Raw genomic sequence first — 14,527 nt, 5'->3', positions numbered from 1 at the left:
CGTGCGGACGGCCGCCCTTCTCCTCGCGCTGGCGACGGCGCCGGCCGCCGCGGCGGGCGCCGCCGAGCCGCCGGCCGCCGACCCCGCGTCGGACGACCCGGTCGCCCGCGGCGCGTACGTCTTCGCGGCCGCCGGCTGCTACGGCTGCCACACCGACGGGAAGGGCGGCGGCGCGCCGCTGGCCGGGGGACGGGCGCTGGAGACGCCCTTCGGCACCTTCTACAGCCCCAACATCACGCCCGATCCCCGGCACGGCATCGGCGCCTGGTCGGACGCCGACTTCCGGACGGCGCTGCGCGAGGGCCGGGGACCGCACGGCACGGCGCTGTTCCCCGCCTTCCCCTACCCCTCGTACACGCGGATGAGCGACCGCGACATCGCCGACCTCAGAGCGTACCTGTTCTCGCGGCCGGCGGTCGCGACGCCGAACCGGCCCCACGATCTGGACCCGCCCTTCGGCTGGCGCTTCCTCCTTCCGGTGTGGCAGTGGCTGCATCTCGATGCCGGTCCGCGGCCCGACGATCCCGGCAAGTCCGCGGAGTGGAACCGCGGGCGCTACCTGGTGGAAGCGCTTGGCCACTGCGGCGAGTGCCACACGCCGCGCACGCTCCTTGGCGGGCTCGACCGCGACGCCCTCTTCACCGGCAATCCCGACGGTCCCGAAGGCGACGCCGTGCCCGACATCACGCAGGACCCGGACCGTGGGATCGGCGCCTGGTCGGTCGGGGATCTCGAACTGTTCCTGGAAATCGGCATGATGCCCGACGGCGACTTCGCCGGCGGCGCCATGGGCGAGGTCGTCACCAACTCCACCTCCAAGCTGACCCGCGAGGACCGCCATGCCATGGCCGTATACCTGAAGTCGCTGCCGGCCGACCGCTGACGGCCGACGGCCGCCGCGACACGACCACGAAACGACCGCGAAACCGTACGCAATCGCCGTCTCCGGACGTACTGCGCAGTTGATCCGACGCGCAGAAGGGCGGATATTTCAGTGACAACCGACCGCTTCGGTCGGCGATCCGATGCGGATGTGCGGCGTTGAAAGCCTTTTTCGTTCTCGGCGGCGCGGCCGCGCTCGTGGCGGGCGGCGCCGCGATCATCATGGGTACCCGGACCGAGGCCCCGCCCGCGCCTCGGACGGCCGCGGTTGCCGTCTCACGCCCCGCGCCGGCGCCCGCTCCGCCGCCGGCCGCCGCGCCGGCCGCGCCTGCCCCCACTGTTCCGGCGCCCGCCCCGGGGACACCCGCCGCTGCCGTTGCGCCGGCCGCGGCGCCATCCGACATCCAATCGGTGCCCGCTCCCGCCGCCAAGCCCGAACCGGCCGTGACGGCCGCGGCTCCGCCGGCGGCCGCCACGCCCTCCGCGGCGCCGGAGGCCGCCGCGCCGGCGCGGCCGGCGCCGCTGCCGCCCGCGTTCGACGTGGTGCGCATCACCCCGGCCGGCGATGCGGTGATCGCCGGCCGCGCCGCTCCCGAGGCGCGGGTGACGATCATGGATGCCGGCCAGCCGCTGGGCGAGGTGCGGGCGGACAAGCGCGGCGAATGGGTGTTCCTGCCGTCCGATCCGCTGCCGCCCGGCAGCCGCGAACTGAGCCTGCTGGCCCGGACGCCCGGCGACCCGCCCGCACGGACGTCGGGGAGCGACGCAACGGACTCGCCGGTGCCGTCGGAGGACGTGGTCGTCCTGGTGGTGCCGCATCCCGACCGGGACGTCGCCGGCCGACCGGCCGACCGGCCGTCGCAGGCGCTGGCCGTGGCGGTCCCGCGCGACGGCTTGGGCGCGTCGACCGTCCTCCAGGCGCCGCCACCGCCCGAGCCCGCCGCCGCGGCGGCGGTGGCCGCGGCGACGGACGCGCCGGCCGAGCCGGCGCGCGGCGGCGCCTCGGTCGCCACCCTGCCGCCCCTGCCGCCCGGCGGGGTCTCGGTGGAGACCCTCGACTACGACGAGGCCGGCCACGTCGCCATGGGCGGCAAGGCGCAGCCCGGCAGCGCGGTCCAACTCTATCTCGACAACCTGCTGGTGGGACGCGCCAGCACCGACCCCGACGGGCAGTGGCGCCTGCGTCCCGACCGGCTGATCGACCCGGGCATCTACACGCTGCGGGCCGACCAGGTCTCCGACACGGGCAAGGTGACGTCGCGGGTCGAGCTGCCGGTCCAGGTCTCCGACGTGCCGCCCGACATGCCGCGCGACGGCACGGTGGTCGTCCAGCCCGGCAACAGCCTGTGGCGGATCGCCCGCCGCACCTACGGCGACGGCTTCCAGTACACGCTGATCTACCGCGCCAACAGCGATCAGATCCGCAACCCGGACCTGATCTATCCGGGGCAGATCTTCACGCTGCCGGTCGCGAACTGAGCCGGACGGACGGGCGTCCAGAGCAAGATCGCTTTTGCCCGGTCCGGCCAAAAGCGTGACTCCTGCTCTGAACATGCGGATCCGGAGCGGGATTCACACTCCAGGTGAGTCCACCTGGTGTGATCCCGCTCTAGACGACGCCGGCCAGGTTGAGGACGGCGATGACCACGACGACCACGCCGATGATGTAGAACACGCTGCTCATCTGCCCCTCCTTCGATAAAACGCGCCGGCATCGGGCTTTGTCCGCAACGGACAGCGGGCCGGTGTGTCTTACGAACGGGCAAGCGGGTTCGATGTTCCCGGCAAGGGTGCGCGGCCGGCGCACCCCCCAACGGATCCTTCAGAGATGGTCGCCGAGGATGCGCAGGAACGGACGGGCCTCCTGGATCAGCAGGACCGTCTCGTGGATCAGGTCCTCGGGCGTGACGTGGCCGTCGACGCGGGTCTCGCTGAACAGCAGGATCTTCTGCCCCTCCTGGACCAGGAAACGGGCGCGCTGCAGGTCCGGCACCGCCTGGATGGCGCGCAGCACCTCCAAGAGCCGGCGGCGGCGGTCGGGCGACTGGGCGCTGTAGGGGATGTGGCCGACCTCGGCCCAGATCTGGCAGACGGCCCCCTCGGTGCCGTCGCGCTCGTCGGGGCTGACGGCGGCGTGGAAGGGCAGGCCCTCGACGAAGAAGTTGAGCCGCGACGGACGCGGCGGCCGGGCGATGCCGAGGACTCCCTCGGGCGTCATGACGACGGCGTTGACGCCCAGCGGCAGCGACGCCCGCGCCACCTCGGCCAGGGAGGGAATCGCGTCGAGCCGGGCGGAAAGGGGAACGGACACGGGGGCTCGCCCATTCTTGTGGGTTCAGGGGTCGGCAGAATCCGCCCGAGGCCGCTAAAATTCTGTAAAGGCGGGGACGGCGTGACTAGAATGCGCGGCTTTCGAACAGGAGGGGTGAAGGCCCGGCGATGACCGCCATCGATACCGTACTCGTTCCGATCCATCGCGCCGGCTGGCCGTTCATCGCCGGATTCGCCGTGGTGTCCCTGCTCCTCGGCGTCATGGTCGCCGAGCCGCTGGGCTGGCTGGGGCTGCTGCTGACGGCCTGGTGCGTCTATTTCTTCCGGGATCCCGACCGGGTGACGCCGGCCCGCGACGGGCTGCTGGTCAGCCCGGCCGACGGGCGGGTGACGATGATCGTTCCGGCGGTGCCGCCGCCGGAGCTGGGCATGGGCCCGCAGCAGCGCACGCGCATCTCGATCTTCCTCAACGTCTTCAACGTCCACGTCAACCGCGTGCCGGGCGACGGCGAGGTGGTGGCGGCGGAGTACCACCCCGGCCGCTTCCTCAACGCCGCCCTGGACAAGGCGAGCGACGAAAACGAGCGGATGGCGGTGCGCCAGCGCCTGCCCGACGGGCGCGAGATCGCCTACGTGCAGATCGCCGGTCTGGTGGCGCGCCGCATCATCTGCACGCTCAAGCCCGGGCAGGCGGTCAAGGCGGGCCAGCGATTCGGCCTGATCCGCTTCGGCAGCCGCACCGACATCTACCTGCCCGACGGGGTCATGCCGCTGGTGTGCGTCGGCCAGACGGCGATCGGCGGCGAGACCGTGCTGGCCGATCTCGCCTCCCACGAGGCGCAACGGCTCGGCGAGGTCCGCCGATGAAGCGGAACCCGGTCTTCGCCCAGGGCGTCTTCAAGCCCCCCACCTTCCGCCGCCGCCGGCCGCGCCGCCCGCACCCCCGCCTCAAGGGGCTGTCGCTCAACCATCTGCTGCCCAACGTGCTGACGGTGCTGGCGCTGTGCGCCGGCCTGACCGGCATCCGCTTCGCCATGCAGGAGCGCTGGGAGCCGGCGGTGATCGCCATCATGATCGCCGCCGTGCTGGACGCGCTGGACGGCCGCATCGCCCGCCTGCTGAACGGCCAGAGCAAGTTCGGCGCCGAGCTGGACAGCCTGGCCGACGTCATCAGCTTCGGCGTCGCGCCGGCGCTGACCATCTATCTCTGGGCGCTCGACGGCGCCGGCAGCCTGGGCTGGATCGCCACCCTGGCCTTCCCGGTGTGCGCGGCGCTGCGGCTGGCCCGCTTCAACTCGCGCCTCGGCGCGCCCGACCTGCCGCCCTTCGCCTTCAACTACTTCACGGGCATCCCGGCGCCCGCCGGGGCGGGCCTGGCGCTGCTGCCGCTGATCGCCGGCTTCGCCACCGATCCCGAGGTCACCGGCCACCCCGTCCTGGTGGTGCCGTGGATGCTGGGCATGGGCGGGCTGATGATCTCGACCATTCCCACCTTCTCGCTGAAGGGGCTGCGCGTCCCGCAGCGGCTGGTGGTTCCGGCGCTGGTCGGCGTCGGCCTGCTGGCCGCCTTCCTGGTCAGCCAGCCCTGGTGGACCCTGACGGCGCTGGGCCTCGCCTACCTCGCCACCCTGCCCTTCTCGGTCGCCCAGTTCCGCAAGCTGCAGCGGGCCGCGGCGCTGATGAAGGAGAGCGAGGCGGAGCAGGCCGAGGACGAGCCCGAGGCCGGAGCGGCGGCCGCCGGTGAGGCCGCCGGGCCGCCGCCCCGCGACGACACCCACGGCGGCGGCAAGCACGGCTGAGCGTCAGGCCACGGCGTCGAGCCGGCGCTCGCCGGTGAGCACCTGCATGACCGCGGGGATGCTGCGCAGGCAATTGGCGACATGGTCGGATTCGGCCCGCGCCATGCCGGTCACCTCGACGGCGATGGCCAGGGTCTCGGCGTCCGCCGCGAGGTCGCTGCGCAGCGCCGCCGGGACGAGGCCGCGCTTGGCGAACAGCTCGAGCACGCGCGGCAGCACGCCGGGCTCGGCGTCGGTGCGCAGGGTGAAGGTGACGGTGCGGGCGGGGTCGGCCGGCCGCGCCTCGGCGGCGGGCACGAGGGGGGAAACGGCGGAAACGGACACGGGAAAGGCTCCTGCTCTGCGGTCGGCGAGGCCGGCGCGGGAGCGGTCCCGGGCCGGCGCGTCAAAGGTCCCGGCCCTCACACGGGGGCCGGGCCGATAATTCGCGCACGCAGCAGAAAGCGGTGTCCGTCCATGGGGACACCCTAGACGAGCGGCCCGGCAGCCGTCAACCGCCGGGGCCCGCGTCCTTTCGGCACGCGCTTGGCGCCGGCCGGCGGACGCGCCACATTGGTCGCACCCCGTCCGCCCTTCCCCCTTCCATCCCATCAGGGACCATCATGGCCGCCGACATCCGCATCCGCCCCGCCGAACCGCACGACGCCCCGGCCATCGCGCCGCTGGTGCTGGCCGCCGGCGGCGGGGTCTACGAGTTCCTGCTGGACGGCCTGGTGCCGGGGATGGACGCCGGGGCGATGCTGGTGCCGGGCATCGCCGGCCGCGCCGGCTCCTTCTCGCACCGCCACATGGCGGTGGCGGAGGCGGCCGGCCGGGTGGTGGGCGTGGCCCACGCCCACCCGACGGACTGGATGCGCGACGCCGACCGCAGCTTCATCCCGACCGACCGGCTGGCCCACCTGGAGCCGTTCGACAACACCCAGGACTGGGGCAGCCACTTCCTGTCGGCCCTGGCGGTCGAGCCGGGCTGGCGCCGCCACGGGCTGGCCCGCCGGCTGCTCGCCTGGAGCTACCACCGCGCCGCCGAGGGCGGCTACGACCGGCTGACCCTGCACGTGTGGGCCGACAACGCCGCCGCCCGCAGCCTCTACGCCGGCGAGGGCTTCACCGAGGTCGCGGTGGCGGCGATCCCCTGGCACGCGCGCCTGCCGCACGACGGCGGCAGCGTGCTGCTGCGGCGGTCGCTGGCGCGGTGAGCCGCCCTTCCGCGCAACCGTGTCAGCGCGGCTTGCCGCCCCTCCCGAACGGAGCGAAGCTGACCCAGGTGTTGCGGCAGTTCGACTCCGTCGAAGACGACGGTGACGCCTCCGGAAGCGCCGCCGAGGTCATCGTCGCTGCACGCCCCGGTGTCCGCTCGGGCCGGCTTCGTGGTGTCGTCGCTCATGCTCGCCTCCTCACTGGGCCCCAAGCGTAGCGCGGCGCCGGTTCAATGCCCATGCCCGTGCATCCGAAACTCTTGATCGTGCCTCCGCCGATGCCTGGTCGAAGCGTCGTCGGAGTCGCGCGTAGGGTGCCGGTTTGCCGGGACGGGCGCGGGCCATAAGAAGGCGACAGGCACCATCCACCATGCCCCGCAACTGCAGAAACCTCGATGGCCAGTCGCGCGGGGCCACGGCCAGCACGGTGCCGAGCGGATCAGGGCGGCGGCAGCCAAATGAGGTCCGGCCCAGCGCGGCCCGGACCAAGCGAACCGTCGCGTGGCAGATTCGCCGTTTTGAGCGGGAGGCGCGGATGAACGCTCGCGTCAGTCAACCACATTGGTTGTGGCACAACCTCCGTCAAATTGGTTGAGTGGCGTGATGGAATACCCCAATCGCATTCGCCAACTGCGCGAAGCCAAGGGCTGGTCGACGATCCGGCTCGCCGATGCGGCCCACACCACCAATCAGCAGATTGGTCGATTGGAACGTGGCGAGCGCAAACTCACTCAAGCCTGGATGGATCGCCTCTCACGCGCACTGGGATGTAATCCGTGGGACCTTCTTCCTTATGGCCCCGGGATATCAAAGGAAGAAAGCGAAGACATCGCCAATATACGGGCCCTCACACCCGCCGTCCGAGAAAAGGTCCGCGAACACATCCGCAACCTCGCTGATCTGTATCGTGACCAGAATGAGCGGGACGGCTAGAGCTTATTAGGGACGCAATGGCCGACCACAACCGCTTTTGACTTGTCGACGACTCCGACGAATGCCTGCTTTCCACCAGTGGACTAAGGTGAAGCGTCGGCCTGGCCGGGGCGTTCGGCAAAAGCCAAGACCTCCAGAGCCGCCAAAGAAGAAAAATACAAGTCATCACGGGTTGTCATCAAGCGCCAGGTTCATAACAGGCTCCGGGGGCACCTTCACCGAAGCGGGCTCGCTGCGTGCAGGCGTCAATCAAGCGAGCCGCCATTCAGCGACGGCGCGGCGTCCCGCAAGATCTTCGCGGTCGTGTTGTCGACCGGTAGATACTTCCCGGGGGCGGGAAGCCGATCCTCGGGATGTTCAGTATCCCGGCGGGCGCCACGCGGCCACCTGCTGGTGGACGCCCGCGGCTCCCGCCGCCCCAGGGGATCAACGGTCAGATCATCGATGACAGCCGCTCGGCCAAGACAGGCCCCGCCATAACCCGGGCCTCTCCGTACTGGGCGCACCGTCCGTCAAGACACTGCCCCTTATCGACGCCGCAGGAACATCACCGCTGGTCGCGGATCTTCCGGTCGCTGACCGCCCCCAGCCCCGATGGAATGCTCCCCTTTTCCACCTCGTCATGCCGGAGGCCAAGTCGGCGTTCCTACAGAACCGTGAACCACCCGTCGTTCACCTCGCTGGCCCGGTGCCCAGCCAACACCAGTTGATCGCCGCTGTCGAATCGCAGCATGGCATTCCCCTCCGACTCGGTGAGAACATATGTCTGGGATCCCAGCAACTCGATCTTGTCACCTTCCGCGGCATTGAAGTCGGCGATGGTGTCCGTGCCCATCGTCTCCCTGAACACGAACGTGTCGGCCCCGGCACCGCCATACAACAGGTCGTCATCACGGTTGCCGGTCAGCCAGTCGTTGCCCTCGCCGCCGCTGATGGTATCCCCGCCCTGGCCGCCGAAGATCTCATCGGCGCCATCACCACCGACGAGGCTGTCGGACGCGATCTGGCCGTAGATGTCATCGTCACCAGAGCCGCCGAACATGGTATCGCCATCCTGGCCGCCGAACAGGGAATCGTTGCCGGCGTCGCCAGCCAGACTGTCCATTCCGAAGTTGCCATACAACGCGTCGTCGCCGGCCATGCCGGAGATCGTGTCGGCACCCTGGAGGCCGTAGATCTCGTCACCGTCGCCGGTGCCCACAAGATTGTCCCCCGACGTCGATCCGGAAATCGCCCCATCCGGGACCGGGATCGGCGTTTCCACCACCGTGCTGCCGCCCACGCTGAATATCGCGACTTTACCGACCGTCGTCGGCTCAAGGGCCATGTTCAGCGACGACACCGAACTGAAGGTGACGACGTGGTCCCATGTCGTGTCGCCGTTCGTCTCTGCCAGCAGCACACCGTACGTTCCACTGGAACTGACGTAGTTCGCCATGTACCCAATCACATAGGGAGCGCTGGCATAGTCCGGAATCGAGGCAAGATCAACAAGGGTTGGTTGTCCGGTTGTGGAAATCCTAATCTCATCTCCAGACGAAAAGTCTTCGATGAGGCCGATCCTATCATAGGCAGGGCTGGTCGCAGTGGTACCGGCGAACCCAAATGTATCGTTGCCCGATCCGCCATAGACCACCGTCGGCGACTGGCCAAGACCGAGAAAGATATCAGCTCCGGCAAGCCCATACAGAAAATTTGTGCCGGGGCCGATCTCTGAAAGCAAAAATATGTCGTCTCCGGACGAACCATAAAGAGTTTCGTCCAGGTAGGCATAGTCCTCATATACGAGCATTCCCGCCTCCAGAGTCATGGATGGGCGCACGACTGACGACATATCACCCAGGGCAGATACGCGAAGCCAAGCGCACGGCTTTTGCGAGTATGGCAGAGTCTCCCCGATCGAGTAGCAACCAACTTGGCGGACTTATGCTCGCGGAGATGCAACCGAACCGGTTGTGACGCCCCCAATCATACCGTCGGGCGGAATGGTTGACACGCCTTCTGCCACCCCACCCTCGCCACGGCTGCGCCGCGGGGAGGGTGGGGTGGGGGCACTCGTGTGTCAGGGGTTCGGCTCGGGGGGGTATCAGAGACCTCCTGTGAGCGCCGGGCGCGCCAGTCCAGGGCTGGGGAGTCGCTATCTTGTCACGAGCGAGGAGATCGTGCGCGACGGGACGGCGGACGATCGATAACGCGGATGGTGTGGGGGGCTGGCCTGTGACCGATGCCGCCCTCGGCGACTCGGCGAGGGGGGGGCGGAGACGACCTGCGCGACGCTTTCACCTGGGCACGTCGAACGGGTGTCCAGAGCACCGAGCACCGGATCGAAAGTGTCCGTTCACGGCACGTGCGCCACGGAGGGGCTGCCCAGGCAACCTTAGGAGGTCCGCCAGTGCTTTGATCTGATGGGAAAAGATGGTGGGCGCGACAGGGATTGAACCTGTGACCCCTCCCGTGTGAAGGGAGTGCTCTCCCGCTGAGCTACGCGCCCGCCGTCCAAGCGGTGAGCGGCGTATTTAAGGGGTCGCGGGGCGCCTGTCAACAAGGAAAGAACGGCTTGAGCCGGGCCAGCGCGTCGGGCAGGTCGGCGAAGCGGTCGATCACCAGATCGGCGCCGAGGTCCGGCACCGGCATGCGTGGATAGCCGTAGCTGACCGCCACCACCGGCACGCCGGCGGCGCGCGCCGCCTTCACGTCGTTGGCGTTGTCGCCGACCATCGCCGCCGGGCCGCCGCCCAGGCGCTCGATCACCCAGCCGAGGTGGCGGCCGTCGGGCTTGCGGACGGCCAGCGTGTCGCCGCCCGCCACCGCCCCGAACAGCGGCTCCAGGCCGAGCGGCGCCAGCAGCTTGCGGGTGATGCGCTCCGGCTTGTTGGTGCACAGGCCGAGCCGCACCCCGGCGGCGTGCAGCGCCCGCAGGGTCTCCGGCACGCCGGGATAGAGGCAGGAAGGCTCGGCCGACTGGGCGAAGTAGAGGTCGAGGTAGCGGCCGAGCGCCTCCGCCACGGTCTCCTCCGCCGCCGCCGCACCGGTCGCGGCGAACGCCTGGCGCACCAGGTTAGCCGACCCGTCGCCGACCATGCGCCGCACCTCCGCCACCGTCACGGCGCGCCGGCCGTAGCCGGCCAGCGTCGCGTTGACGGCGCGGGCGATGTCGGGGGCGCTGTCGATCAGGGTGCCGTCGAGGTCGAACACGACGACGGGCGGGAACGGGGCGGGCGGGAACGGGGCGGCGGCGTCGGTCATCGGGCGGACTCTCCGGCTGCGGGGGCGCACCGTCTGCATAGACCATCGCCGCCGGGCGGTGCAAAGGGGCACGGCCCGGCGGCGGTACGCCGACCGGTGACGTTGCAGTGCACGCGGGCGGTCCATACCTCGGGCACAGGGGGTTCGTCCTCCCCGCCACGTGTAACGGCGTGTCACAAAAGTTGACTTGGGTACGCCCCGCGGGCTGTGTCATCTAGGCGCCGCGCCCCCCAGGGGAGCGCTCGGTGCGCGACGTCGAACAGGGAACGCCATGACCCAACGCCCCCTCGCCTGTGTCATCCTTGCCGCCGGCAAGGGCACGCGCATGAAGTCCGACCTGCCCAAGGTGCTGCACCGCGTCGCCGGGCGGCCGATGATCGGCCACGTGCTGGCCGCCGTGGCCGGGCTCGACCCCGACCACGTGGTGGTCGTCGTCGGTCCCGGCATGGACGACGTCGCCGCCGCCGTCGCCCCCTACCCCACCGCCGTGCAGGAGCAGCAGCGCGGCACCGCCGACGCCGTCCGCGCCGCCTTCGGCCTGCTGGAGGGCTTCCGCGGCGACGTCCTGGTGCTCTACGGCGACACCCCCCTGGTCACCCCCGACACCCTGCGCGCCATGGTCAACGCCCGCCGCCAGGCGAGCGACCCCGCGGTGGTGGTGCTGGGCATGCGCCCCGAGGATCCCGGCGCCTACGGCCGCCTCATCCTCAACGCCCGCGGCGGGCTGGAGAAGATCGTCGAATACCTGGACGCCACGCCGGAGGAGCGCGCCGTCGGCCTGTGCAACGCCGGGCTGATGGCCTTCGACGGCAGCCGCATGGCCCAGCTGATCGGCCGCATCGGCAACGCCAACGCCAAGGGCGAGTACTACCTGACCGACGTGGTGCAGATCGCCCGCTCCGAGGCGATGCCCTGCGCCGTGGTGGAGGGCGCCCCGGCCGAGGTGATCGGCGTCAACTCCCGCGCCGAGCTGGCCGAGGTCGAGCGCATCCTGCAGCGCCGCCTGCGCAAGGCGGCGATGGACAACGGCGCCACCCTGGTCGACCCGGACAGCGTCACCTTCTCCTTCGACACGCGCCTCGGCCGCGACGTGGTGGTCGGCCCGTTCGTCGTCTTCGGCCCCGGCGTGAGCGTCGGCGACCGCGTCGAGATCAAGCCCTTCTGCCACCTCGAACAGGTGCGGGTCGAGGCGGGCGCCCAGGTCGGCCCCTACGCCCGGCTGCGCCCGGGGGCGGAGATCGGCCCCGACGCGCACATCGGCAACTTCGTCGAGATCAAGAACGCCCGCATCGAGGCCGGCGCCAAGGTCAACCACCTCGCCTACATCGGCGACGCCCGGGTCGGCGCCAAGGCCAACGTCGGCGCCGGCACCATCACCTGCAACTACGACGGCTTCGGCAAGAGCCACACCGACATCGGCGCCGGCGCCTTCATCGGCTCCAACACCGCGCTGGTGGCGCCGGTGCGGGTGGGCGACGACGCCATCGTCGGCGCCGGCAGCGTGATCACCGAGGACGTGCCCGCCGACGCTTTGGCGGTGGCGCGCGGCCGGCAACAGGCCTACCCCGCCTGGGCCGCCGGCTTCCGCGAACGGAAGCAAAACGATAAGGCGAAAAAGGCGTAGGCTGACACCGCGAGCGACGTCCACCACCCCCCGCTCCCACCGCCAAACCCGCGACAGTCTCAGGAGAACGGTTCGACATGTGCGGCATCATCGGCATCATCGGCATCCATGACGCGGCTCCGCGCCTGGTCGAAGGCCTGCGTCGCCTGGAATACCGCGGCTACGACAGCGCCGGCGCGGCGACCCTGGTGAACGGCCGCATCGAGCGGCGCCGCGCCGAGGGCAAGCTCAGCAACCTCGAGATGAAGCTGCGCGACGATCCGCTGCCCGGCACGGTGGGCATCGGCCACACCCGCTGGGCGACCCACGGCGGTCCCACCGAGAACAACGCCCACCCCCACGCCACGCCGCGGGTGGCGGTGGTGCACAACGGCATCATCGAGAACTACGCCGAGCTGAAGGCCGAGCTGCAGGGCCACGGCTACGTCTTCGAGAGCGCCACCGACACCGAGGTGATCGCCCACCTCGTCACCTACTATCTCGAGCGGCACGAGATGACCCCGGTGGAGGCGGCCGCCACCGCCTTCAAGCGCTTCGAGGGCGCCTTCGCGCTGGTGCTGATCTTCGCCGGCGAGCACGAGCTGATGATCGGCGCGCGCCACGGCACGCCGCTGGCGGTGGGCTACGGCGACGGCGAGATGTACCTGGCGTCCGACGCCTTCGCGCTGGCGCCGCTGACCAACCGCATCTGCTATCTGGAGGACGGCGACTGGGTCGAGGTGACCCGCACCGGCTGCACCGTCCACGACGCCGGCGACGCGGTGGTCGAGCGCCCGGTGAAGACGACCGCCGTCTCCGGCGCGCTGATCGGCAAGGACGGCTACCGCCACTACATGCTGAAGGAGATCTACGAGCAGCCGCAGGTCATCGGCGACACGCTCAACGCCTACATCAACCCCGAGACCTCCTACATCGCGCTGCCCGAGTTCCCCTTCGACATCGCCAAGGCGCCGCGCATCACCATCGTCGCCTGCGGCACCGCCTACTACGCCGGCCTGGTCGCCAAGTACTGGTTCGAGACCCTGGCGCGGGTGCCGGTGGAGATCGACATCGCCTCGGAGTTCCGCTACCGCGAGGCGCCGATGCCGGAGGGCGGCGTCGCCGTCTTCATCTCGCAGTCCGGCGAGACGCTCGACACCCTGGAGGCGCTGCGCTACTGCAAGCGCCAGGGCCAGCACATCCTCTCCGTGGTCAACGTGCCGGAGAGCACCATCGCCCGCGAGAGCGACGCCGTGCTCTACACCATGGCCGGCCCGGAGATCGGCGTCGCCTCGACCAAGGCCTTCACCACCCAGCTCACCACCCTGGCCTGCCTGGCGGTCACGGTGGGCCGCGCCCGCGGCGCCATTGCGCCGGAGCGCCTGCAGTCGATCGCCCACGCCCTGCGCGAGGTGCCGGCCCGCGCCGCCGAGGTGCTGGCCCACGACGAGCGCCTGCGCGAGCTGGCCATGGAGGTTTCGGAGGCCCGCGACGTGCTCTACCTCGGCCGCGGCGCCATGTACCCGCTGGCCCTGGAGGGGGCGCTGAAGCTGAAGGAGATCAGCTACATCCACGCCGAGGGCTACGCCGCCGGCGAGCTCAAGCACGGCCCCATCGCGCTGATCGACGACTCCGTGCCGGTGATCGTGCTGGTGCCGTCCGACCACCTCTTCGAGAAGGTGGTGTCGAACGTCCAGGAGGTCTGCGCGCGCTCCGGCAAGGTGCTGCTGCTCGCCGACAAGAAGGGCATCGACAAGCTGGCGGACAAGGTCCGCTGGTCGGTCGAGCTGCCGGCCTGCGACCCGCTGGTGGCGCCGCTGCTCTACGCCATCCCGGTGCAGCTCCTGGCCTACCACACCGCCGTGCTCAAGGGCACCGACGTCGACCAGCCCCGCAACCTCGCCAAGAGCGTCACCGTGGAGTGAGGCGGACGGAGCGACAGGACGCGTTTCTCCATAGCTTCCACCCTTCCCCCGGACACCGCGGCGGGGTGGGGGCGACGGGGAGACCGGAGAGCCCCGCAGGAGGTGTTCCGCGGGGCACCGAAACGGCGGAAGATCCGCCGACGGCGCCGCTCGGTGCCGCCGCTCGGGCCGCCGCCGTCCCCCGCACGTCCGTTGGCGACGGGGGCGACGGACGCCCGCCGCGGCCCGGCAAAAAGCGGCGAACGGACCCAATTCGGTGTTTGCTCCTGCGAAAGCGTTGCGCTATGGTGCGCTTCCGCTGCGACGGGGACCCGTAGCTCAGCTGGATAGAGCGCTGCCCTCCGAAGGCAGAGGTCGTGAGTTCGAATCTCGCCGGGTCCGCCATTTCCCTTACCGCCCAAGCGCTTAGCACCCCTCCGCGAAGGGATTGAAGCGATCGGGCTAGGCGCACCGACGCCGCCGGCCGACTCCGTCAGCCCGTCTTCAGGGCGCTCATGCCGCTCTGATGCTCCCCAGGAACGTATGAACGCTGGACCGCAGGGAATCCGCCTGGCGATGCAGCTGGGCGGCGGCGCCCAGCACGTTCTCGGCGATGGCGCCGGTTTCCGAGGCCGACGCGTTCACGTGGCCCACCGTGTCGGTCACGCTCTGGGTGCCGCGGGCCGCCTGCTG

The 14,527-nt window shown here is 70.5% G+C and carries 13 protein-coding genes, 2 tRNA genes and 1 pseudogene; 9 read left to right on the top strand and 7 right to left on the bottom strand.

Going from position 1 to position 14,527, the window contains the following annotated elements:
* Position 1: 1 nt before the first annotated feature.
* Both ACSBPG_RS24920 and ACSBPG_RS24915 read left to right on the top strand, forming a co-directional pair.
* Complete coding sequence (locus ACSBPG_RS24920; RefSeq protein ID WP_435539935.1) at positions 2 to 883, top strand: c-type cytochrome; 882 nt, start codon at positions 2 to 4, stop codon at positions 881 to 883.
* Positions 884 to 1,293: 410 nt separating this feature from the next.
* Complete coding sequence (locus ACSBPG_RS24915; RefSeq protein WP_435539934.1) at positions 1,294 to 2,361, top strand: LysM peptidoglycan-binding domain-containing protein; 1,068 nt, start codon at positions 1,294 to 1,296, stop codon at positions 2,359 to 2,361.
* A gap of 130 nt (positions 2,362 to 2,491) precedes the next feature.
* Here ACSBPG_RS24915 and ACSBPG_RS24910 read toward each other — a convergent pair whose 3' ends face one another.
* Both ACSBPG_RS24910 and ACSBPG_RS24905 read right to left on the bottom strand, forming a co-directional pair.
* Complete coding sequence (locus ACSBPG_RS24910) at positions 2,492 to 2,689, bottom strand: hypothetical protein (protein ID WP_435539933.1); 198 nt, start codon at positions 2,687 to 2,689, stop codon at positions 2,492 to 2,494.
* A gap of 15 nt (positions 2,690 to 2,704) precedes the next feature.
* Entirely contained in the window at positions 2,705 to 3,193 is a 489-nt protein-coding gene (locus tag ACSBPG_RS24905; RefSeq protein ID WP_435539932.1) for a hypothetical protein, read from the bottom strand.
* Between the two features lie 128 nt (positions 3,194 to 3,321).
* Here ACSBPG_RS24905 and ACSBPG_RS24900 point away from each other — a divergent pair, with 128 nt between their 5' ends.
* Together ACSBPG_RS24900 and ACSBPG_RS24895 are read left to right on the top strand one after the other, a co-directional pair.
* A complete protein-coding gene (locus ACSBPG_RS24900) occupies positions 3,322 to 4,020 on the top strand; it encodes a phosphatidylserine decarboxylase (protein ID WP_435539931.1) in 699 nt (232 codons plus the stop codon).
* Positions 4,017 to 4,952 (top strand): CDP-alcohol phosphatidyltransferase family protein, encoded by a 936-nt coding sequence (locus ACSBPG_RS24895; protein ID WP_435539930.1) that lies wholly within the window; start codon positions 4,017 to 4,019, stop codon positions 4,950 to 4,952. Before ACSBPG_RS24900 ends, ACSBPG_RS24895 begins: the two co-directional genes overlap by 4 nt.
* A 3-nt stretch (positions 4,953 to 4,955) precedes the next feature.
* On the opposite strand, the gene ACSBPG_RS24890 is transcribed toward ACSBPG_RS24895, so the two are convergent.
* Positions 4,956 to 5,276 (bottom strand): hypothetical protein, encoded by a 321-nt coding sequence (locus ACSBPG_RS24890; protein WP_435539929.1) that lies wholly within the window; start codon positions 5,274 to 5,276, stop codon positions 4,956 to 4,958.
* Positions 5,277 to 5,554: 278 nt separating this feature from the next.
* Between ACSBPG_RS24890 and ACSBPG_RS24885 the strand changes: the two genes are divergently transcribed.
* Both ACSBPG_RS24885 and ACSBPG_RS24880 read left to right on the top strand, forming a co-directional pair.
* On the top strand, positions 5,555 to 6,148 hold the full coding sequence (locus ACSBPG_RS24885) for an N-acetyltransferase family protein (RefSeq protein ID WP_435539928.1): 594 nt from the start codon (positions 5,555 to 5,557) through the stop codon (positions 6,146 to 6,148).
* A 603-nt stretch (positions 6,149 to 6,751) separates the two neighbouring features.
* Positions 6,752 to 7,081, top strand: a complete 330-nt coding sequence (locus tag ACSBPG_RS24880) for a helix-turn-helix domain-containing protein (RefSeq protein WP_435539927.1) — start codon at positions 6,752 to 6,754, stop codon at positions 7,079 to 7,081.
* Between the two features lie 646 nt (positions 7,082 to 7,727).
* Here ACSBPG_RS24880 and ACSBPG_RS24875 read toward each other — a convergent pair.
* The 3 genes from ACSBPG_RS24875 to gph form a co-directional block, all read right to left on the bottom strand.
* Positions 7,728 to 8,873: a calcium-binding protein gene (locus tag ACSBPG_RS24875; protein ID WP_435539926.1), complete on the bottom strand. Its 1,146-nt coding sequence runs from the start codon at positions 8,871 to 8,873 to the stop codon at positions 7,728 to 7,730.
* Between the two features lie 624 nt (positions 8,874 to 9,497).
* A tRNA-Val gene (locus tag ACSBPG_RS24870) sits at positions 9,498 to 9,572 on the bottom strand.
* Positions 9,573 to 9,619: 47 nt separating this feature from the next.
* A complete protein-coding gene (gph, locus tag ACSBPG_RS24865; protein WP_435539925.1) occupies positions 9,620 to 10,327 on the bottom strand; it encodes a phosphoglycolate phosphatase in 708 nt (235 codons plus the stop codon).
* Between the two features lie 271 nt (positions 10,328 to 10,598).
* Between gph and glmU the strand changes: the two genes are divergently transcribed.
* The 3 genes from glmU to ACSBPG_RS24850 all read left to right on the top strand — a co-directional run bounded on the left by glmU (position 10,599) and on the right by ACSBPG_RS24850 (position 14,239).
* Positions 10,599 to 11,951 (top strand): bifunctional UDP-N-acetylglucosamine diphosphorylase/glucosamine-1-phosphate N-acetyltransferase GlmU, encoded by a 1,353-nt coding sequence (gene glmU, locus ACSBPG_RS24860; RefSeq protein WP_435539924.1) that lies wholly within the window; start codon positions 10,599 to 10,601, stop codon positions 11,949 to 11,951.
* 77 nt (positions 11,952 to 12,028) lie between these two features.
* Positions 12,029 to 13,855 carry a glutamine--fructose-6-phosphate transaminase (isomerizing) gene (gene glmS, locus ACSBPG_RS24855; RefSeq protein ID WP_435539923.1) on the top strand — a complete coding sequence of 609 codons (1,827 nt, stop codon included), beginning with the start codon at positions 12,029 to 12,031 and terminating at the stop codon, positions 13,853 to 13,855.
* A gap of 307 nt (positions 13,856 to 14,162) precedes the next feature.
* Positions 14,163 to 14,239: transfer RNA gene (locus ACSBPG_RS24850), tRNA-Arg, on the top strand.
* A 108-nt stretch (positions 14,240 to 14,347) separates the two neighbouring features.
* On the opposite strand, the pseudogene ACSBPG_RS24845 reads toward ACSBPG_RS24850, so the two are convergent.
* Positions 14,348 to 14,527 (bottom strand): annotated as a pseudogene (locus ACSBPG_RS24845) (globin-coupled sensor protein); the annotation flags it as partial.

Origin of the sequence: Azospirillum sp. ST 5-10 (genome assembly GCF_051225715.1) — a bacterium.
In the GTDB taxonomy this organism is placed as follows: domain Bacteria; phylum Pseudomonadota; class Alphaproteobacteria; order Azospirillales; family Azospirillaceae; genus Azospirillum.
The sequence above is the reverse complement of the archived record's forward strand: the minus strand, read 5'-3'. Positions and strand labels throughout refer to the sequence as shown.

Excerpts from the sequence above, each read along its gene's own strand:
- ACSBPG_RS24885 (WP_435539928.1), top strand. The coding sequence starts at position 5,555 with ATGGCCGCCGACATCCGCATCCGCCCCGCCGAACCGCACGACGCCCCG.
- glmS (WP_435539923.1), top strand. The coding sequence starts at position 12,029 with ATGTGCGGCATCATCGGCATCATCGGCATCCATGACGCGGCTCCGCGC.
- glmU (WP_435539924.1), top strand. The coding sequence starts at position 10,599 with ATGACCCAACGCCCCCTCGCCTGTGTCATCCTTGCCGCCGGCAAGGGC.
- ACSBPG_RS24880 (WP_435539927.1), top strand. The coding sequence starts at position 6,752 with ATGGAATACCCCAATCGCATTCGCCAACTGCGCGAAGCCAAGGGCTGG.
- ACSBPG_RS24895 (WP_435539930.1), top strand. The coding sequence starts at position 4,017 with ATGAAGCGGAACCCGGTCTTCGCCCAGGGCGTCTTCAAGCCCCCCACC.
- gph (WP_435539925.1), bottom strand. The coding sequence starts at position 10,327 with ATGACCGACGCCGCCGCCCCGTTCCCGCCCGCCCCGTTCCCGCCCGTC.
- ACSBPG_RS24900 (WP_435539931.1), top strand. The coding sequence starts at position 3,322 with ATGACCGCCATCGATACCGTACTCGTTCCGATCCATCGCGCCGGCTGG.
- ACSBPG_RS24875 (WP_435539926.1), bottom strand. The coding sequence starts at position 8,873 with ATGCTCGTATATGAGGACTATGCCTACCTGGACGAAACTCTTTATGGT.